At 59.7% G+C, this 18523-nt stretch carries 17 protein-coding genes; 5 read left to right on the forward strand and 12 right to left on the reverse strand.

Annotated features, from left to right (window positions below; genetic code table 11):
- Window positions 1-61 precede the first annotated feature (61 nt).
- The gene (locus QPJ95_RS05620) at window positions 62-643 is read right to left on the reverse strand and encodes a L,D-transpeptidase (protein WP_270919339.1); all 582 of its coding nucleotides are present in this window, start codon (window positions 641-643) and stop codon (window positions 62-64) included.
- 178 nt (window positions 644-821) lie between these two features.
- Here QPJ95_RS05620 and trxC point away from each other — a divergent pair, with 178 nt between their 5' ends.
- Entirely contained in the window at window positions 822-1247 is a 426-nt protein-coding gene (trxC, locus tag QPJ95_RS05625) for a thioredoxin TrxC (RefSeq protein WP_270919340.1), read from the forward strand.
- Between the two features lie 113 nt (window positions 1248-1360).
- On the opposite strand, the gene QPJ95_RS05630 is transcribed toward trxC, so the two are convergent.
- From QPJ95_RS05630 to QPJ95_RS05675, 10 genes are all read right to left on the reverse strand, one after another.
- On the reverse strand, window positions 1361-1732 hold the full coding sequence (locus QPJ95_RS05630) for an eCIS core domain-containing protein (RefSeq protein WP_270919341.1): 372 nt from the start codon (window positions 1730-1732) through the stop codon (window positions 1361-1363).
- Window positions 1733-2188: 456 nt separating this feature from the next.
- A complete protein-coding gene (gene gltX / locus QPJ95_RS05635) occupies window positions 2189-3514 on the reverse strand; it encodes a glutamate--tRNA ligase (RefSeq protein ID WP_270919342.1) in 1326 nt (441 codons plus the stop codon).
- Between the two features lie 134 nt (window positions 3515-3648).
- Complete coding sequence (locus QPJ95_RS05640) at window positions 3649-4980, reverse strand: NAD(P)/FAD-dependent oxidoreductase (protein WP_270919343.1); 1332 nt, start codon at window positions 4978-4980, stop codon at window positions 3649-3651.
- 115 nt (window positions 4981-5095) lie between these two features.
- Window positions 5096-5725, reverse strand: coding sequence for a hypothetical protein (locus tag QPJ95_RS05645; RefSeq protein WP_270919344.1), 630 nt, complete (start codon window positions 5723-5725; stop codon window positions 5096-5098).
- 487 nt (window positions 5726-6212) lie between these two features.
- Complete coding sequence (locus QPJ95_RS05650) at window positions 6213-6680, reverse strand: hypothetical protein (protein WP_270919345.1); 468 nt, start codon at window positions 6678-6680, stop codon at window positions 6213-6215.
- Between the two features lie 442 nt (window positions 6681-7122).
- Window positions 7123-7485 carry a regulatory protein GemA gene (locus QPJ95_RS05655; protein ID WP_270919346.1) on the reverse strand — a complete coding sequence of 121 codons (363 nt, stop codon included), beginning with the start codon at window positions 7483-7485 and terminating at the stop codon, window positions 7123-7125.
- Between the two features lie 40 nt (window positions 7486-7525).
- Window positions 7526-7843 (reverse strand): hypothetical protein, encoded by a 318-nt coding sequence (locus tag QPJ95_RS05660; RefSeq protein WP_270919347.1) that lies wholly within the window; start codon window positions 7841-7843, stop codon window positions 7526-7528.
- Complete coding sequence (locus QPJ95_RS05665) at window positions 7840-8172, reverse strand: hypothetical protein (RefSeq protein WP_270919348.1); 333 nt, start codon at window positions 8170-8172, stop codon at window positions 7840-7842. The genes QPJ95_RS05660 and QPJ95_RS05665 overlap by 4 nt, the downstream gene beginning before the upstream one ends.
- A gap of 650 nt (window positions 8173-8822) precedes the next feature.
- Window positions 8823-9080 (reverse strand): hypothetical protein, encoded by a 258-nt coding sequence (locus QPJ95_RS05670; protein ID WP_270919349.1) that lies wholly within the window; start codon window positions 9078-9080, stop codon window positions 8823-8825.
- Between the two features lie 298 nt (window positions 9081-9378).
- A complete protein-coding gene (locus QPJ95_RS05675) occupies window positions 9379-11037 on the reverse strand; it encodes an NAD+ synthase (protein WP_270919350.1) in 1659 nt (552 codons plus the stop codon).
- 165 nt (window positions 11038-11202) lie between these two features.
- Here QPJ95_RS05675 and QPJ95_RS05680 point away from each other — a divergent pair, with 165 nt between their 5' ends.
- Entirely contained in the window at window positions 11203-12672 is a 1470-nt protein-coding gene (locus QPJ95_RS05680) for an MORN repeat-containing protein (protein ID WP_270919351.1), read from the forward strand.
- Between the two features lie 54 nt (window positions 12673-12726).
- On the opposite strand, the gene QPJ95_RS05685 is transcribed toward QPJ95_RS05680, so the two are convergent.
- Window positions 12727-13404 carry a pyridoxamine 5'-phosphate oxidase family protein gene (locus QPJ95_RS05685; protein WP_270919352.1) on the reverse strand — a complete coding sequence of 226 codons (678 nt, stop codon included), beginning with the start codon at window positions 13402-13404 and terminating at the stop codon, window positions 12727-12729.
- A 99-nt stretch (window positions 13405-13503) separates the two neighbouring features.
- Between QPJ95_RS05685 and pdxR the strand changes: the two genes are divergently transcribed.
- The 3 genes from pdxR to QPJ95_RS05700 all read left to right on the forward strand — a co-directional run bounded on the left by pdxR (window position 13504) and on the right by QPJ95_RS05700 (window position 18489).
- Window positions 13504-14892 (forward strand): MocR-like pyridoxine biosynthesis transcription factor PdxR, encoded by a 1389-nt coding sequence (gene pdxR, locus QPJ95_RS05690; RefSeq protein ID WP_270919353.1) that lies wholly within the window; start codon window positions 13504-13506, stop codon window positions 14890-14892.
- A 205-nt stretch (window positions 14893-15097) separates the two neighbouring features.
- Entirely contained in the window at window positions 15098-16672 is a 1575-nt protein-coding gene (locus tag QPJ95_RS05695) for a 2-isopropylmalate synthase (RefSeq protein ID WP_270919354.1), read from the forward strand.
- A gap of 770 nt (window positions 16673-17442) precedes the next feature.
- Window positions 17443-18489 carry a rod shape-determining protein gene (locus QPJ95_RS05700; protein WP_270919355.1) on the forward strand — a complete coding sequence of 349 codons (1047 nt, stop codon included), beginning with the start codon at window positions 17443-17445 and terminating at the stop codon, window positions 18487-18489.
- Window positions 18490-18523 lie beyond the last annotated feature (34 nt).

Raw genomic sequence — 18523 nt, forward strand, 5'->3', positions numbered from 1 at the left:
CAGGCGGCGGGCCGGCCAAGGGAAATTAGCGCAAACGGCAAAGTTGGTTATGTTGAACCGGTCAAAGAACCGTCACCACAGTTCCCAGTGGAACCCGCTGATACAGGTCAATGACGTGCTCGTTCAGCATGCGGATGCAGCCATTTGAAACGGATTGGCCGATGGTTTGCGGCTGGGTGGTGCCATGGATGCGGAAATAGGTGTCGACACCGTTTTGGAACAGATAGAGCGCCCGCGCGCCCAGTGGGTTATCGGGACCTCCGGGCTGCACATATTTGTTGTCGACAAACTTCGCATAGCTGCGGGGTTCGCGCTCGATCATCTCATCGGTCGGACGCCAGGTCGGCCATTCCTTTTTGACCTCGATCACCGCCGCGCCGGTGAACTCCAACCCCGCCTTGCCAACGCCAACACCGTAGCGCATCGCTTTGCGCTTATCGGTGACCAGATACAGATAGTATGAGCGCGGCAGGATCAGCATCTGCCCCGGCTCAAACTCTTTTTTGATCCGCACCTCTTGCGGTGTGGGGTCAAACACTGCGGGCTTTGATCTGGCCCTTGCCAAATGGGGCAGCGACAAGGCAGCCCCGCCAGCAACAGCAGAGTGGAGGAAACGGCGTCGATTAAGGCAGATAGGGAACATGGCAACACTCGTAAATTGGGAACACTGAGTTCACAGTTGGCGCAGCGGCCAGTTGGGTCAACGGTTTTAGCGGTTGTATGTCTTGTTTCACGATCACCTTGGATGACGATTAATTGAACTTGAGCCCCGGGCCACAAAGCCTATACGGGAATTCGAATACAGTTGCGGAGGATGCATCATGGGGGCGAAAACCCTGACCTGTCTGTCTTGTGCCCAGTTGAACCGGGTCCCCGAGGACAAACTGCGCGCGGCGCCGATCTGTGGCACCTGCGGCGCGGCGCTGATGCCGGTCAAGCCAGTGGATGTGGACCCGGCGGTGTTGCAAAAGGCGGCGCAGAACGATGACCTGCCGCTGATCGTCGATTTCTGGGCGCCCTGGTGTGGACCCTGCAAGGCAATGGGACCTGAGTTCACCAAGGCGGCCAAAAAGCTGAGCGGCAAGGCGCGGCTGGTCAAGCTGAACACCCAGGCCCACCAATCCACCGGAGCGCGCTATCGTATCAAGGGCATCCCCACGATGATCGCCTTTGAGCGTGGCAAGGAAAAGAAACGTCAGTCGGGTGCCCTGCGGGAAGGTCAGATTGTCGGCTGGGTCAAAGGGTGAGGGGTGGCTGGGAAACACTCTGGGGAAGTGTTTCAACCCCGAACGGGCGGAGCCCCGGGCAGCCAGATGACAATCTGAACGAGACCATTTCCATATGAGAACTGCCACTGACGCTACTTGGCGATCAGTGCTTCGCCCTCTTTGACCTTGGCGACCTTGCCCCGTGTTTGTTGCAGCACATGGGCAAGTTCATGCACCAGCGTTTCGGGTTTCTTGGCATCCCCGGGACGCATGAAGTACACGTTGGGCCCTTGGGTAAATGCCTTGGCCTTGAGCTCTTTGCAGATCTCTTTGGTGTTGCCACCGGTGTGCACCCGCACTTTGGCCAGCTTCGCACCAAAGTGCTTTTCCAGACCGTCACGGACATCTTTCGGCAGTTTCTTTTCTTTGGTTCCTTCGGGCGCGTTTTTTAGCGCCTTGCGTTTGGCCTTCTTACCGCCAGTGGCCTCGACCATGGCGGCAATTTCTTCTGGGCTTTTGGCCATTGGAGACTCCACTTCCTGTAGAAACACGCGTTGGACTTGCAGGCCAGAATAGATTTCCTGAGGATTCTGTCAAATTTCACCCACACAACGACGTGCTGGATCATAACCTTGCCGCAGGTCAATAGGCCGGTCAGCGCGTGGCCTCCGGTACTACAGTCAGGTTGCACTCAAATATTGCTAAATCGGGTGATAGAAGTGGCGGCGCCACCAAAGCGGATTTGGACGGGAGATCAATCCCGTGTGCTAAACGTTGTCTCTGCGCGCCCCAGTCTTTGCGGGGCCCTGTTCCAGGTGCCGGGGATGTCAGGCCCGGCGGTAATCGCGATTGGGGAGCGTTTTGCCAGACCGGGGTAAAGCTGACGCTAATTGAGCGAACGGTCGGGGCGATAAAGGGCAACAAAAAACCGCGCCCGCCAATCTGGCAGGCGCGGTTCAAAATTCAGGAGAGAAACCCGGTTAGCCGCGGGCGCGGACCACTTGCATCAGCGACAGAAGCGCGCTCATGTCCGGGCCACGCTCCATGCCGGTCACCGCGTGGCGCAGCGGCATGAACAGGCCCTTGCCCTTGCGGCCTGTGGCCTCTTTCACCGCGGTGGTCCAGGTTTTCCAGGTGTCCGCGTCATAGGGACCCTCGGGCAGCAGCGCCATCGCCTGGGCAATGAACTCTTTGTCCTCATCCGCGATCAGCGGCTCGGCGCCATCGCGGCACAGGCTCCACCAGGTCTCAAGATCACCCAGGGTGGTGATATTCTCTTTGGCCACATCCCAGAAGGCGGGTTGTTTGTCTGCCGGAACGCCCAGCGCGTCGAGGTCGGACTGCACCTTTTCCAGCGGCAGGGACTGCAGATAGCGACCGGTCAGCGGGAACAGGTCCTGTACGTCAAATTTGGTGGGCGCCGCGCCAAAGCGGTTGAGGTCGAAACCGTCGATCAGCTCGGCCATCTCAGAGCGCAGCTCAATCGGATCGGAGGAGCCAAGACGGGCCATCTGCGACAGCAGTGCCATCGGCTGCACCCCCTGTTCGCGCAGATCGCGCAGCGCCAATGTGCCCAGACGTTTGCTCAGGGCCTCGCCCTGAGGGCCGGTCAGCAATGAGTGGTGGGCGAATTCGGGCGGGGTGCCGCCCAGCGCCTTGATGATCTGGATCTGGGTGGCGGTATTGGTCACGTGATCGGAGCCACGCACCACATTGGTGACGCCCATTTCGGTGTCATCGACCACCGACGCGATAGTATAGAGCACCTGGCCGTCACCGCGGATCAGCACCGGGTCGGAGACTGAAGCGGCATCAATCGAGATATCGCCCAGCACGCCATCGTTCCACTCGATCCGCTCAAGATCCAGTTTGAAGCGCCAGACACCATCGCCACGCTCGCCGCGCAGGGTGTTTTTTTCAGCATCCGACAGCGCCAGTGCAGCGCGATCATAGACCGGCGGTTTGCCCATGTTGAGCTGTTTTTTGCGTTTCAGGTCCAGCTCGATCGGGGTTTCAAACGCCTCGTAGAAGCGACCTATGTCGCGCAGCTTGGCGGCGGCATCGGCGTATTGTTCCAGCCGTTCGGACTGGCGCTCAACCCGGTCCCAGGTCAGGCCAAGCCATTCCATGTCCCGCTTGATGGCATCGACATATTTTTCCTCGGACCGGTTTGGGTCGGTGTCGTCGATACGCAGAATGAAGGTGCCGCCGGCCTTGCGGGCGATCAGGTAGTTCATCAGCGCGGTACGCAGGTTGCCAACGTGGATATATCCGGTGGGCGACGGGGCAAAACGGGTGGTGGTCATCACATGTCTCCTGTTGCCCTGCCCATCTCACATAGGCAAGGTTTTGTCCAGTTGATGCGCGTGAGCCGCGCCAGAGGCGCGGGCCTGCGGCGCGAGTATTTTAGCAAAAAGAAACCCTGGCCGGAATTCTGAGGTCAGGTGCCGTTGTCCAGACGCACCCGGCTGCCATCGCTGAACCGCGACAGACGAAAGGCCTGTGGATCGACAATCGGAGTAGCCCCAGTGACCATATCTGCCATCAATCGCCCCGCCCCTGGGCCAATGCCAAAGCCGTGACCGGAGAAGCCGGTTGCGATGAACAGCCCCGGCAGCTGCTCCACCGGTGAGATCACCGGAATGGCATCCGGGGTGACGTCGATCAAGCCGCCCCAGCTTTGCACCACCTCGGCCTGTTGTAAAAAGGGAAAGGCCTGCTGCGCGGACGCCCAGCCGGATTTCAGCGCCGATTGCGAGGCGGCCGGGTCGAGGATCCGGTACTGTTCAAATGCGGTTTGCTGATCTGGCGTCCAGCGTCGCGACTGGGCGGCCTCCTCCTGCCAGCGCCCCGACAGGCGAAACCGCAGCGAGCGCCACTCGCTGAGAAAGGCCGGCAGGAATTGCAGCCCCAGGCGCAGGCTGTCGGGCACGATATCGACCATGTTCTCAGTGCCATTGGCCACGGTATAGCCGCCGTCGGCGCGCTTCCTGAGGGCGTAGCCATCCGCCCAGAGGGCGACGTCCGGCCCGCCCGCCACCGCTGAGCAGCGCAGCACCGAGTTCAGCACCTTCAGCTGGGGCAGAGAGATCCCGGCATTGCCAAGGAACAGCCGCGACCAGGCGCCGCCGGCCACCACCACCGAGCGGCAGGCCACCCGGCCCCGTTCGGTGATCACTCCGGCGATCTGGCCCGCCTGCAGCTCCACAGAGCGCACCGCGCAATGGGTCATCACAGCGGCCCCGGCGTCGCGTGCGCCCATGGCAATGGCGTGGGTTGCCCATTGCGGCTCGGCACGGCCATCCAATGGTGTCGAAAGCGCCGAGTGGATCGGGCCCCGGTGGCCCGGCAACAGGGCCTGCAGCGCAGCGCCGCTGACCATATGGCTGGCAACATCACTGTCTTGCAGGTTCTGGGCCCAGCGCTGCAAATGCGCGCTTCGCTTGGCGCCATTGGCCACAAACAGGCTGCCGCAGCGATGATAGCCGGTGCGGTAGCCGGTGCGGGCCTCTAGCCCCTGCCAGATTGACATCGACTCGATCATCAGCGGGATTTCACGCGGGTCGCGCTGTGACAGGCGCACCCAGCCCCAATTGCGGGAGCTTTGTTCACCGCCGATACGGCCTTTTTCACAGAGCAGCACCGACACGCCGCGCGTCGCCAGTTCCAGCGCGGTTGCGGCGCCGACGATACCACCGCCGATGACCACGGTATCCACAGATTTAGGCAGGCGTTTGTCCTCGGGAAAGGACGGCAATTCAGGACCAGGCAAATAGAGACTCCGACACAGGCAGGTTCACGGGCAGGTTCAATGTGCTGCACTATGCAAAGACCCGGAACCCGTGAAAAGGGAAATCAGCCGCTGTGCGGCTGGGAGCTGGGCCGGATCACTCGGCGGTGGCTTGACGCTCACCGCGGCGCCGCGCCAACAGCCGGTCAAAAGGTTCCACCAGATCCAGCTCAGCCATCGGTTGGCGGGAGAAACTGGGCAGATAGAGCCCCTGGGTCAAACCAGCGGGCAGTCGGTTAGACAGGGCCTGCATCCGGTCACTGACCCGGTTGGCCCAATCCGTGACCTGATCCGCCTGCACCGGCAGCAGTCGGTGGTAGTGGCCGAAACAAGCGCGGCCAAAAGTCGCCAGCCGACCCGGCCCGACACTCCAGAACAACAGCGCCAGTGCGGCCAGCAACAGGGTCACCACCGTCACCACCGCCATCGGGCTGTAGAGCAGTGCCGCCAGTGCCAGGATCAGCAGGTTGTGGCTCCAGCGGGGCTGGTAGCCTGTGAGCCGGCGCAGAGCGAGCCGACGGCCCCCGGTTTTCACTGGAGACGGGCTTTGTGGTGTGGCTGTCACTGTTGGCTTTGGCTGCCGTTTCCGGGGCCTGACACTCTCGGGGTGCACAACCGTGTCGGCAATCATCACCTTGCGGATTTCCGCCATGATTTCCGCATCGCTGGCCATGGTGCTTTGTCCCTGGATCAGCTTGTCAAAATCCGGCTGATAATTCTGTCCCATTTGGCAGCTCCTCAACATCAAACCTGGGCAGTGGCACCTGTCCTGGAGCCTGCCCGACCGAAAATGACAATTAGACCGTTTCGCCACAGCTTTGTTCATTTTGCCTCAAATTCGTCGAAAATGCCCGATGAATGGCGGTGATGCGGCGACAATTCGGCAGGCTCACGGCATTGTTGCGGGATCGGAGACAGTTCAGCCGGAAGGGTGATCTCAGATAGGTGATTCTATGTATGGGGGGGGGAGTCTTTTGGGGGGGGGGGAGTGGTCCTGCTTAGCCAGTTCTTTAGTTTTCTCAATTCCGATCAATACCGTTAACCGTGAACGCTCCTGGGGTGCCTCTGGGATATAAAGTTCTGCCCCACCGAACTTTAACAGGAATTCAATTGTCAGGTCCGTTCCAAGGGTTTTCACATAGATTTCGACCTGTGTCGGAGGTTTTGGGAACGGTCTGGCCGGTAAGTTCATTGTATCTGACCCTGTGCTCGAGTTATTGAAGTTGGGGTGGTTTATATTCTCGCGGCGATAGCACAGCCGCGCGGGCCAGGGCTTCGTCGAAGCGCACCCAAACACCTTGGGTCTCGATCAGCTCAACAATTCCGGCGCGAGAGCGGGTGGCGGTCCCATCTGTCTTGGCGACGATCTGGTCATCAATCACAAAGCAAACCTGTCCGATATCGGCCATGGTGATGGGGTCAGTGCCGTCGTTGACGTATCGAAACACGCCAGCGCGATAGGTCAGCGACGCGCCCCCATTTGCCCCACCGGTGTTGTCGATCGTGTCTTCGGCACGCCCTACGCCGATCAAGTTCAACCCGGTAACGCCTTTGACCAGGTAGCCAGCAGCATTGCGCATGACGAATGCTCCGGCGAAAATCTTTTCGTCGGCGGCCATGGAGCCTTGCCGTATGTCACCAAGAGTGGATGGCGTGTTTCGGTCGGATGTAAGAGCTGTCACCTGATGGTCTCCTGTCGGGATAATCTGGGACAGGATAGGAAGGCGGCGGATATAAATTAACCCGCACCAGGGTGCGGGTGCATTGAATGTGGAGGAGTGCTGATCGGCCCCGCCTCTAACGTCCGAAACGATTTCAGGTTATGAGCCTGACGGTCACATGCGCCGGTCAGCACGAATAATCATATCGAAAGCAAAACCATCAGCAAATTGCATTTTTCTGGATATCGCGAGCGATGGCATGGTAGCGGGCAGTCGGGTTGCCGCCTGAGAGCCGCGTTAAATACCACTTAAAGGGCCTTTGTGGAATTTCATGAGGTGCCCATGCAGGACTGGCCACTTCAGAAACTGTACGGGCTAATTTCCGTGGACCGCTTTTCTGTAAATGCTAAGGGCGGTACGATTTCTCGCGCCGCCCTCCTCTTGGCAAGAAGCTCAGACGGTCCTAAGCCGCTCGGGCCTTCATCGCCTTGAGTGCCGTGATTATCTTGCGGGCAGTCTCCACTTTGAGAAAGCGCAGACTGGAAATCTTCCAACTAAGTTCAAGCCACTTGTTCAATTCGTCCTCACCATCATAAGCGCCACGAGTGAACTCACCCCACAAGGTGCGGATTAACTCGATCTGGGCAAGTGACGCCATGTCAGGGCGTTTTCCATAGGTGCGCCCTTGCGTCACCAGCGGCGCAAAACCCAGATATTCAAAGAACCCAATGAGGGCTTCAAAGCCCTGTTGGTCCAGATCCTTCAGACTGGCAACGCCGCCGATCTGGACCAGCGCAGACCGGAAACTCACCTCTGAAAGTTTCAATTTCCCCTTGGCAACGTGGAGCAGTGCGATTTATTTGCGACTAAGCAGCATGAACAGCCTCCTTGAGTGAGGCGGCCTCTAGGAGAAATGCGCCACCCAGGTTCTCAACGCAATTAATCGCCTGACTGGCCTTGACGCTCCAGTGCTGGTTGAGTGCATCGTCTAGAACGGAAATTAGCGAATGTACGAGGGCTGGGTTCTGGTGATGTTCTCCACCGCTGATCTGCTTACGAAGAAGGCTGACAACCTCTCCTGCTTGAAGGTAAAAGTGCAGTAAATCCACCAAGCCATCGCACCGTTGCGAAATCTGGTCTGGGGCTTCGGATACCTCAATTTCAACCGCTATTGTCCCGCTCATAGTTTCGCTCCCCTAGGTGCCAGCTTCAAATCCAGTATCGCAGCCTTCAAATGGGCTGGTGTGGGGTTGCCTGCTCCAGAAAAAAGCTGGGCAATTCGTGTGACATTGGCCACATTGCGTAGTCCACCTTTCTGCCGCGCAACCGCGTGCAGGGCATCAATTGCCCTCTCACTAGCAAAGGCAGTGCCTTCAACCACTGCGGCTACATCTGCGCGGCTCACCTCTTTGACGATCACCGGACGCAACATCCTGCTTTGCAACTGAGGCATAGCGTTGATGGCATTGGGCAGCTGGAGGTCTCCGCAGAACACCAGGTCAAAGCCACCCATGTCAGCTGTGGCGCGAAGCCATTCAAAAGCTTCACCAGTTTGTCCGGTCTTGGGATTTTTTGGTATAAGTATTGCGCTTCATCCACCACTAGAACTCGACGCACTCCTTGGTAGCCACATCAACAAGCGCCAGCATGATAGGCCGAACAGCCCGCCCATCGCCCCAATCCACCCAAAAATCCTGCATCCGGCCATCAAGCGAAACCCATTCCAGAACTCCGATAGACGTTTTGTCGCGGTGTGCGGGCTGGGTAAGCTGTTTTGCCGCGTCGGCTCGCCCGTGCCGTGCTGCAAGTTTCTGAGCCTCGCCCATCGCCTTCCAACGCCGGTAGACAGTGGGATAAGACGGCCACGCCCAACCAGACTTGCGCCCTATATCGCGTGTGTCGCGCCAAGCCTGTATCAATGGGAATTCTGGCGCTGCATCTCGGATTGTCGTCAGAAAAAGGACCATGCCTGAGGCGTGTTTTCTGCCGTTGAGCTCTTGCCTTTGAAGTTGTCCAGTAAAGCAGGCGCATAGTTGATCGGGTCAACCCCTTTAACGGCCCTTAATAGGACCTCTAAACGGGGTTTTGAGGTGCCTTCTGACCCGTACTATTCTTGCACCAAGCGGATACGCTCTGACCAGCCACACTTTGCCCCAGAACCACCTACAAGCGTGCAATCGCGGCTTTGCGTTCCGCACGGTCCCGCCGTGCAAGCGTGGCTTCTATGAAGGCTGCATGTGCCGCATCGTTATGGGTGCCGGGGTCAAGCTTTTGCTCTTCGATCTGGCGGCGAAAGTAAGCAAGGCGTTCCGGCTTCGGGAGGTCCGAGGCATTGAATACGATGAGCGGAAAAGAGTTCAAAGCCAAGGAATGACCGTTAATCGTTAAGTCATAGCGTAACGAGCGGTGGTCGGTGGACACTATCGACTACGGTCGCCTATTGAATTCATTGGGTTATTTAATGCAATCTCAAGTGTCCCACCCCAAATTATTGCTGGAATTCCCTCAAAGGCATCAAACCCTAAGAAATTGCGTATCTGTAAGGGATTGATTTGATGATGAAAATTTGTCGAGGGGAATCAAACCTAATGAAAGCGCTCAGATGCCCCCTCTGTACAGCCAATAGATTGGCGGTCCATTCCCCCCAGGAGGTATTTTTGACAACGAGAAACCAGCCGGGTCAATCGCCAGATCAGTAGCAGAGCTGAGGCCTGCGGCCTTAGCTGGGGTCGCGCCAGCGGTTGACGATTGGGTAGCGGCGGTCGAGCCAGAAGGCGCGCGGCGTCAGGCGGGCGCCGGGGGCGGACTGGTGGCGTTTGTATTCACTGATATAGAGCAGGTGTTCGACCCGTTTGGCCACATCGCGATCAAAACCGGCAGCAACGCAATCGGCGATGGAGCCATCCTGATCTACCAGAATGTCCAGAATGGCGTCCAGCTCAGGGTAGTCCGGCAGGCTGTCACTGTCTTTTTGGTCGTCTCGCAGTTCCGCCGTGGGCGGTTTGTCGATCACATTGGCGCGGATCACCTCGCCCAGAGGGCCCTTCATCCAAGGGCGGTGGTTGGCGTTGCGCCAGCGGCAGGTTTCAAAGACGCGAGTTTTATACATGTCCTTGATCGGATTGTAGCCGCCGTTCATGTCGCCATAGATGGTGGCATAGCCCACTGCGACCTCGGATTTATTGCCGGTGGTCAGCAGCATTTCGCCAAATTTGTTGGACATCGCCATCAGCAGCAGCCCGCGCAGGCGGGACTGGATGTTTTCCTCGGTGACATCGGCGTCACGTCCGGCGAACAGCGGCGCCAGGGTATTGGTGATGGCGCTTCGGCCCGCGTCTATCGGGACATAATCGTAATGCACGCCAAGCGCCTTAGCGACCGCCTCGGCATCGTCCAGCGAGTCCGAGCTGGTGTATTCGGATGGCAGCATCACGCAGCGGACATTTTGCGGGCCGATCGCATCCACCGCAATGGCGGCGACAATGGCAGAATCCACCCCGCCGGACAGGCCCAGCAGCACTTTGGAGAAGCCGGATTTGCGCAGGTAGTCGCGCAAAGACTCGACCATGACACGGTAATCCTGCTCCCACGCGTCTGGCAGATGTGCCTTTTCACCATCGACGGCGCGCCAGCCGTCGGCGGTGCGCTCCAGATCGAGATGGGTGATTGCCGCGTCAAACACCGGCATTTGCAGCGCCAGTGCGCCGCTGGGGTTCAGCGCAAAGGAGCCGCCGTCAAACACCTGATCGTCCTGGCCGCCAACCATATTCAGATAGATCACCGGCAGGCCGGTCTCAACCGCGCGGGCCACCATGTGGTTGAACCGCACCTCCATCTTGTTGCGGTAATAGGGCGAGCCATTGGGGATCAGCAGAAATTCGGCGCCGGTTTCCCCGAGGGTTTCGGCGACGTCTTCGTGCCAGCCATCCTCGCAGATCGGGCTGCCAATGCGGGTATCGCCCACCGCATAAGGTCCGCCCAGCGGTCCGGCGGAGAATATGCGGACCTCGTCAAACACGGTTTCATTGGGCAGGTGGTGTTTCAGGATACGGCTGGCGATCTTGCCACCTTTGAGGATCAGGTAGGCGTTGTAGAGCTTGCCGCCCTCAACCCAGGGCGCGCCCAGAGCCAGTGCGGGGCCATCGGTCACTGCGGCGGCCAGTTTTTCGACCTCAGTAATGGCGGCCTGATGAAACGCGGGTTTCATCACCAGATCTTGGGTATTGTAACCGGTTATGAACATCTCTGGCAGCGCCACCAGATCGGCACCGGCGTCGCGCCCCTGTTGCCAGGCCTGCAGGGCCTGGGCGGCATTGCCGGGCAGGTCTCCCACAATGGGGTTCAGCTGGGCCAGGGTTACGCGGAAGCGATCAGTCATCCTGCTCTAGTCCTTTAACAATCCAATGCAGCCATTTAACAGATCTGGCATCAAGGGAAAGAGAGCAGACGCAAAAGACATTGCGGCAAACTGCGGGCTGCCCTAGCTTTACGTCAAGCCGTGATACGCTGCGGCAGTTTAATTCAGGCGCAGGCAGAGGTTCCGATGATCCGATTTGGCAACATACTTGCATTTTCCCTGGCTCTCGTGATGGGCTCGGCAGCACTGGCGCAGGATGGCCCGGTGATTTCAACCCAGGACGAAATCGGCGGTGTTTATGAAGGCACCTTTCGCGGCGGGCTACAGCATGGCACCGGCACCTATCGGCTGCCCAACGGGTATGAATATTCAGGCGATTGGGTTGATGGCGAGGTTCTCGGCCAGGGGGTTGCGCGTTTTCCCAATGGATCTGTCTATGAAGGCGCCTTTGCCAAGGGCAAACAAGAGGGGCTGGGCAAGATCACCTTCTCAGACGGGGGCACCTTTGAGGGCAACTGGGCCGATGGTGTCATCAACGGTCAGGGCATCTCTATCTACGCCAATGGGGTGCGCTACGAAGGGGGCTTTGTAGATGGCCAGCACTCCGGTCACGGCACCATGCAAAACCCCGGCGGCTATGAATATGACGGCGAATGGGTGAACGGCAGAAAAGAGGGCAAGGCAGTGATCTCCTATCCCAATGGTGCGGTTTATAAAGGCGATGTGCTGGCGGGCAAGCTGCATGGCCAGGGCAAACTGACCCTGCCTGACGGGTTGATCTACGACGGCAGCTGGGCCGACGATCAGATGCATGGCACCGGGGTTCTGACACTGCCCAATGGCGATATCTATGAGGGGCCACTGGACGCCGGGCGGCGGCATGGGCAAGGCAAACAGACCTATGCCAGCGGCGATATTTACACCGGCAACTACAACAACGATCTGCGCCATGGTCAGGGCATATTTTCTGGCACCGACGGATATGTCTACACCGGTGCCTGGCAGGGCGGCCAAATTGAGGGCCAGGGCCATGTGACCTATTCGGACGGCTCGGTCTATGAGGGCCAGTTCCGCGCCGATCTGCCCGATGGTCAGGGGAAGATCACCTACCGGGATGGATCGACCTATGAGGGCGACTGGATCGCGGGCGTTATCGAAGGCCAGGGCACCGCCACATACCCCAACGGGCTGATCTATACAGGCGCCTTCAAGAATGCGCGCAACCACGGTCAGGGTGTCATGACCTATACCGACGGCTATCGCTATGATGGCAACTGGCAAAACAGTGTGCGCCATGGTGAGGCCAGGGTCACCTATGCCGACGGCTCAATTTACACCGGCGCGTTTTACGAAGGGCAGCGCCATGGCAACGGCAAAATCGAAAGGCCGGACGGGTTCGTTTACCAGGGTGACTGGCAGCAGGGTAAAATCAGTGGTCAGGGTGTTGCCACCTATGCCAATGGCGACGTTTATGAGGGATATTTTCTGAACAGCAAGCGTCAGGGTTCTGGCACCATGCGTTATGCCACCGGCGAAGAGGACAGCGGCAGTTGGGACAATGGTGCACTGGGGGGCGCGTCCGGTGAAGCGGTGAGTGGTGAGCCGTCGGATACCGCAGACACAAGTAACACGGGTACAAATGACGCTGGCAACTAAGCCAGCGTCAGCCAGTGGCAGGCGGTGCGTGCAAGCACGCACCCTACAGTAACCTCAACCGATCCGAATGCGGCTGAGGTGGTCGGGCATCGCCAGACCCTGCAGGTTCGCCGGGTCCGGCTCGGGGGGATGCAACTGCAGTGACATCGGCACCACCCCAGCCCAGATCGCCAAGGCGTAATCTTCGTCATCATCCACCGGCGGCCCACTTCGCAGCTTGGCGGCCCCTTCGGTGATTGGCATCCGCAGCACCGTTGTCGCCTTGACCTCTTGATCCGTCATCGGCCGCAGGGTTTCCCAGCGGCCGGGAAAGATCATCTCGACCATGGTTTTCAGATGTGCCTGTTTGGCGGCGGTGTCTGTCACCTTTTGCGGACGTCCAAAGACCATCGCGGACCGGTGATTGACCGAGTGGTGAAAGGCCGAGCGTGCCAGCACATAACCGTCCAGCACGGTGACGGTCAGGCAGACATCCGCCGCCTCCATTGCGCGAATGGCGCGGCTGGCTGAGGAGCCGTGCCAATAGATGTGATCGCCCTCGCGCCATTGCAGGGTTGGCAGCACCGAGGGCTTGCCGTCGATCTGATAGCCAATGTGGCACAGCGGCATCGCATCGAGCACCGCATGCAGGCTGTCGCGGTCATAAGATCCCTTCTCGTGGGCGCGGCGCAGGCGGCTGCGGTCGGTTTTGAGTGTGTCTGTCTTGAGACTGTCGGCGGAGGTCTGGCGCATCTGCTGGGCCCTTTATCAAGTTCATCAATTGGCTTGACGGATAGCCACAATGTGGACTTCTATTAAGCTCCACTTTTTGACATAATGAGCAGTCCAATCATGCCTGACCTTGCCCGCCTGCTGTCCCCGAGTGCTGCGGCGCCGCGTTATTTGCAGATCAGCGCGGGATTGCGGGCGCAGATGACCGAAGGAAGCCTGAGCGCGGGCCGCCGCCTGCCCGCCTCGCGCGCCCTGGCACAGGACCTCGGGGTGGCCCGGTCCACGGTTGTCTTGGCCTATGACCAGCTGGTCGCCGAAGGCTATCTGGAAAGCCGCCGGGGATCGGGGATCTATGTCTGCGACATTGCGCCACTGACCACTCCCATGGCGGTAGCCGCTACGGCCACGGCGGTTGTCCCTGCCATCTCAGGACTATTGGCGCCGGGCACCCCGGACCCGGAGGTCTTTCCGGTGCAGCCCTGGGCCAAAATCATCGCCCGGGTCGCGCGCATGGCGCCCAAGGCGCTGGTGCATCTTGACGATCCTTTTGGAGACCCTGAGCTACGGCAGCAGATTGCGGCATATGCTGGCAGGTGGCGCGGAATCACGGCGACGGCGGATCAGGTTCTGGTGACCAGTGGCGCCAGCGCCGGCCTGGAGCTGGCCTTGGCGCTGCTGGTCCGCGAGGGGCAACTGGCGCTGGAGGCTCCGGGCTATGTGCCCACCCAAATGTTTGCTGCGGCGCGGGGGTGGCAGGTTAACTGGATGCCGGTGACGGCATCGGGCGTGCAGCTGCCACCGCATCCTTCACCGGTGACAGTGCTGACCCCCTCGCACCAGTTTCCCTTGGGGGGCAGCCTGCCCATAGCGATGCGTCAGGCGTTCCTAAAAGCCGCTGCAGGCTGTGGTGGCTGGATCGTTGAGGATGATTTTGACAGCGAGTTTCGCTATGCAGGTCAGCCGCTCGCCGCTATGGCGGCGCTGGATCACGATGGTCGATGCATCTATGTCGGCACCTTCTCAAAAACCTTTTCCCATGCGCTGCGACTGGGCTATCTGATCCTGCCGCCGGGGCTGGTTGACCGGTTTCGCGCCGCCCTGAGACACCCCACCAGCAGTGCCGCCGTTACCGCCCAACGACCCCTGGCCGACTTCATGGCCTCGGGGCAATACGACCGGCATATCCGCCGCGCCCGACGGCTTTATGCCCAGCGCTACGGCGCTGCCGTAAAGGCGCTGGAGGGCTGGCCTGCTGAACTGGGACAGTTCCGCAGGCACGAGGCCGGGATGCAAATCGCCCTGCATTTGGACCAAGCGCAGGATGAGCAAACCCTCGTCACCGCCGCCAATGCAGCCGGCTTTGCCATTCGCGGGCTGTCGGGCTGTGACCCGTCAGGTCAGGCACAGGGCTTGCTCATCGGGTTCTGTCAGTCGCAACCAGAAGACATTGCCGGTCAATATGACGCCCTGCGCGCGGTTCTTCAGGGCTGCAAAAATTCTGCCGATTGAGGCTTTTCATTTACCAAAGGGGATGTATAAATCGCAGCCATGATCAACCGCGCACATATCCTTTCCCCTGCCGCTGCTGTTTGCAGCGCCTCGCTGCGTGGCCTACTGATCCTAACTCGCCTCTGAGCGTGCCATTCGGCGCGTCCGCTCAGAGGGGATCGCCAGCGCGCCATTTGGCTTAGGACAGACACGAAAGATACCCAATATGACTATGACATCTGACAAAGACCGCGTGGTGATCTTTGACACCACCCTGCGCGACGGCGAACAAAGCCCCGGCGCCACCATGACCCACAATGAAAAGCTCGAGATTGCCGGGCTGCTGGATGACATGGGCGTCGATATCATCGAGGCCGGCTTCCCAATTGCATCTGAGGGCGATTTCAACGCCGTATCCGAGATTGCAAAGAACGCCACCAATAGCCGCATCTGCGGCTTGGCGCGTGCCAAGACCGGCGATATAGACCGCTGCTGGGAGGCGATAAGACACGCCGAGAAGAACCGCATCCATACCTTCATCGGCACCTCGCCGCTGCACCGCGCTATTCCAAACCTGACGATGGATGAGATGGCCGATGTGATCCACAAATCGGTCACCCATGCCCGCAACCTGTGCGACAACGTGCAGTGGTCGCCGATGGATGCCACCCGCACCGAGTGGGACTATCTGTGCCGGGTGATCGAGATCGCCATCAAGGCCGGTGCCAGCACCATCAACATCCCCGACACGGTTGGTTACACGGCCCCGGTGGAAAGCGCTGAGCTGATCAAACGTCTGATCGAAACGGTGCCGGGCGCCGATGAGGTGATCTTTGCCACCCATTGTCACAATGACCTGGGCATGGCGACGGCGAACTCGCTGGCAGCTGTGGCTGGCGGCGCGCGGCAGATCGAATGCACCATCAACGGGCTCGGCGAGCGGGCCGGCAATACCGCATTGGAAGAGGTGGTGATGGCGCTGAAAGTGCGCAATGACATCATGCCCTGGAGCACCGGCATCGACACCCGAAAGATCATGCATATCTCGCGCCGGGTGGCGGCGGTGTCCGGCTTTGCGGTGCAGTTCAACAAAGCGATTGTCGGTAAGAACGCCTTTGCCCACGAGTCTGGCATCCATCAGGACGGCATGCTTAAAAACGCCGAGACGTTCGAGATCATGCGGCCCTCGGATGTGGGGCTGTCCGGGACGTCATTGCCGCTGGGCAAACACTCGGGCCGGGCGGCGCTGCGCGACAAGCTGCAGCAGTTTGGCTTTGAGGTGGGTGACAACCAGCTCAGGGACGTCTTTGTGCGCTTCAAAGAGCTGGCCGACCGCAAGAAAGAGGTGTTTGACGACGATATCATCGCCCTGATGCGGTCCGGCGAGGATGCCGAGAATGATCATCTGCAGATCGTGTCGATGAAGGTGGTCTGCGGCACCGGCGGCCCGGCGGAAGCCACCATTGAGATGGAGATCGACGGTCAGGATGTCAGCGCCACCGCCAGTGGCGACGGCCCGGTGGATGCCACCTTCAAGGCGATCCGGGAGATTCACCCCAACACCGCCCGCCTGCAACTGTATCAGGTGCAGGCGGTGACCGAGGGCACCGACGCCCAGGCCACGGTTTCGGTGCGGCTGGAAGAGGACGGCATGATTGCCACCGGTGAGAGCGCAAATACCGACACGGTTGTGGCCTCGGCCAAGGCCTATGTGAACGCGCTGAACCGGCTGATCATACGCCGTGGAAAAGTTGGTGAAGGTGCCGACACCCGCGAGATCTCGTATAAAGACGTCACCTGAGTGGTGACGTCAGGATAGAGAGGGGCCATCCATCTGGGTGGCCCTTTTTGTTTCCCAGCGGCTTTGAAACGGCGATCTCCCGCGCCCCAAGCTGGTGCGGCTGCGCCGCAACAGATTAGGGCCTTGGGCCCGGCACCGCTACGCGGTGCAAAGTGTTGCGGGGGAAACGTTTCAGCGACAGGTCTGCCCTGAATGCGCCATTGATGGGCTGCAGTTGCAGGCTTCATTTGAGAACCAAGGCGACCTGCAGATATGTCTGATAAAACACCGGGGCGCCATCAGATCAAAAAGTGCGCACTGCGCCTTGCACCAGGAAGTGATAAACCCGCCAAATCAGCTGACCTGCGCCGCGCAGCGGCGCCACGCCCAAGGCTTTGCCTCTCATCTGTGATGAGCGGCAAAGGCGCGGGAGTGCACCGCCTAGATCAATAGGCGGCCACTAAAGCTGGGCCGCTACCTATCGGTCGTGTGTAAACCCTCAGCCCGGTTCGCTGCGACATCACGGCAGGGCTACAGCGCCTTGGCGCTGGCGCGGAGCTCGGTGTCAGGGTGGCGCGGCGGCCTTTACCCGCACCCGGAGTGAAGTGGCTGCAGACCGGGCTCCAATACCCAAGACCTGAGCCGCGAAAAGCGGGCGCGCCCGGCGAAAAGGCGCTAGTTGGACAGAAAACACTCTTTCGCGACGCCGCTGTGCCGCTTATAAGATCTGATGCCCGCGATTTACGCGGAGTCGCGGGCCACTGGTACAGCATTTACAGGATCCCTTTAATATGTCGATCTTTGGATTTTTGTCCGGCCTGTTCACGTCGGATATGGCTATTGACCTTGGAACAGCAAACACCCTGGTCTACGTCAAAGGCCGGGGCGTGATCCTGTCCGAACCTTCGGTGGTGGCTTATCACGTCAAGGATGGCGTCAAGACCGTGCTGGCTGTCGGCGAGGACGCCAAGCTGATGCTGGGCCGAACCCCCGGCTCGATCGAGGCGATCCGGCCAATGCGCGAAGGTGTCATTGCCGATTTTGACACCGCCGAAGAGATGATCAAGTACTTCATCCGCAAGGTCCACAAACGGTCAACCTTCTCCAAACCCAAGATTATCGTCTGTGTGCCATATGGTGCCACGCCGGTTGAGAAGCGGGCAATCCGACAATCGGTGCTGTCAGCCGGGGCCCGCAAGGCCGGGCTGATTGCCGAACCGATTGCGGCGGCCATTGGGGCTGGAATGCCCATCACCGACCCCACCGGCAATATGGTGGTCGATATTGGCGGCGGCACCACCGAAGTGGCGGTCCTGTCGCTGGGTGACATCGTCTATGCGCGCTCGGTGCGGGTTGGCGGCGACCGGATGGACGAAGCGATTATTTCTTATCTGCGACGTCAGCAGAATCTGTTGGTCGGTGAAGCCACCGCTGAGCGCATCAAGACCTCAATCGGCACCGCCCGGATGCCCGACGATGGCCGCGGCCAGTCGATGCAGATTCGCGGTCGTGACCTGCTGAACGGCGTCCCCAAGGAAATCGAGATCAGTCAGGCGCAAATCGCCGAGGCGCTGGCCGAACCGGTTCAGCAAATCTGCGAAGCGGTGATGACAGCGCTTGAGGCCACACCGCCGGATCTGGCCGCGGATATTGTCGACCGTGGCGTCATGCTGACCGGTGGCGGCGCCCTGCTCGGCGACCTGGACCTGACATTGCGTGAACAGACCGGATTGGCGGTGTCGATTGCCGATGAAAGTCTGAATTGCGTGGCTCTGGGCACTGGCAAGGCGCTGGAATTTGAAAAGCAACTGCGCCACGCAATTGATTACGACAGCTAAGGGTCTTACCTTTCGCCATCTATGGGGTGCCATC

The organism is Parasedimentitalea psychrophila, assembly GCF_030285785.1.
Classification (GTDB): domain Bacteria; phylum Pseudomonadota; class Alphaproteobacteria; order Rhodobacterales; family Rhodobacteraceae; genus Parasedimentitalea; species Parasedimentitalea psychrophila.

Bases quoted from the DNA above. Each gene is read 5' to 3' on its own strand.
- QPJ95_RS05620 (WP_270919339.1), bottom strand. From the start codon at position 643: ATGTTCCCTATCTGCCTTAATCGACGCCGTTTCCTCCACTCTGCTGTT.
- trxC (WP_270919340.1), top strand. From the start codon at position 822: ATGGGGGCGAAAACCCTGACCTGTCTGTCTTGTGCCCAGTTGAACCGG.
- QPJ95_RS05630 (WP_270919341.1), bottom strand. From the start codon at position 1,732: ATGGCCAAAAGCCCAGAAGAAATTGCCGCCATGGTCGAGGCCACTGGC.
- gltX (WP_270919342.1), bottom strand. From the start codon at position 3,514: ATGACCACCACCCGTTTTGCCCCGTCGCCCACCGGATATATCCACGTT.
- QPJ95_RS05645 (WP_270919344.1), bottom strand. From the start codon at position 5,725: ATGGGACAGAATTATCAGCCGGATTTTGACAAGCTGATCCAGGGACAA.
- QPJ95_RS05660 (WP_270919347.1), bottom strand. From the start codon at position 7,843: ATGAGCGGGACAATAGCGGTTGAAATTGAGGTATCCGAAGCCCCAGAC.
- QPJ95_RS05665 (WP_270919348.1), bottom strand. From the start codon at position 8,172: ATGGGTGGCTTTGACCTGGTGTTCTGCGGAGACCTCCAGCTGCCCAAT.
- QPJ95_RS05675 (WP_270919350.1), bottom strand. From the start codon at position 11,037: ATGACTGATCGCTTCCGCGTAACCCTGGCCCAGCTGAACCCCATTGTG.
- QPJ95_RS05680 (WP_270919351.1), top strand. From the start codon at position 11,203: ATGATCCGATTTGGCAACATACTTGCATTTTCCCTGGCTCTCGTGATG.
- QPJ95_RS05685 (WP_270919352.1), bottom strand. From the start codon at position 13,404: ATGCGCCAGACCTCCGCCGACAGTCTCAAGACAGACACACTCAAAACC.
- pdxR (WP_270919353.1), top strand. From the start codon at position 13,504: ATGCCTGACCTTGCCCGCCTGCTGTCCCCGAGTGCTGCGGCGCCGCGT.
- QPJ95_RS05695 (WP_270919354.1), top strand. From the start codon at position 15,098: ATGACTATGACATCTGACAAAGACCGCGTGGTGATCTTTGACACCACC.
- QPJ95_RS05700 (WP_270919355.1), top strand. From the start codon at position 17,443: ATGTCGATCTTTGGATTTTTGTCCGGCCTGTTCACGTCGGATATGGCT.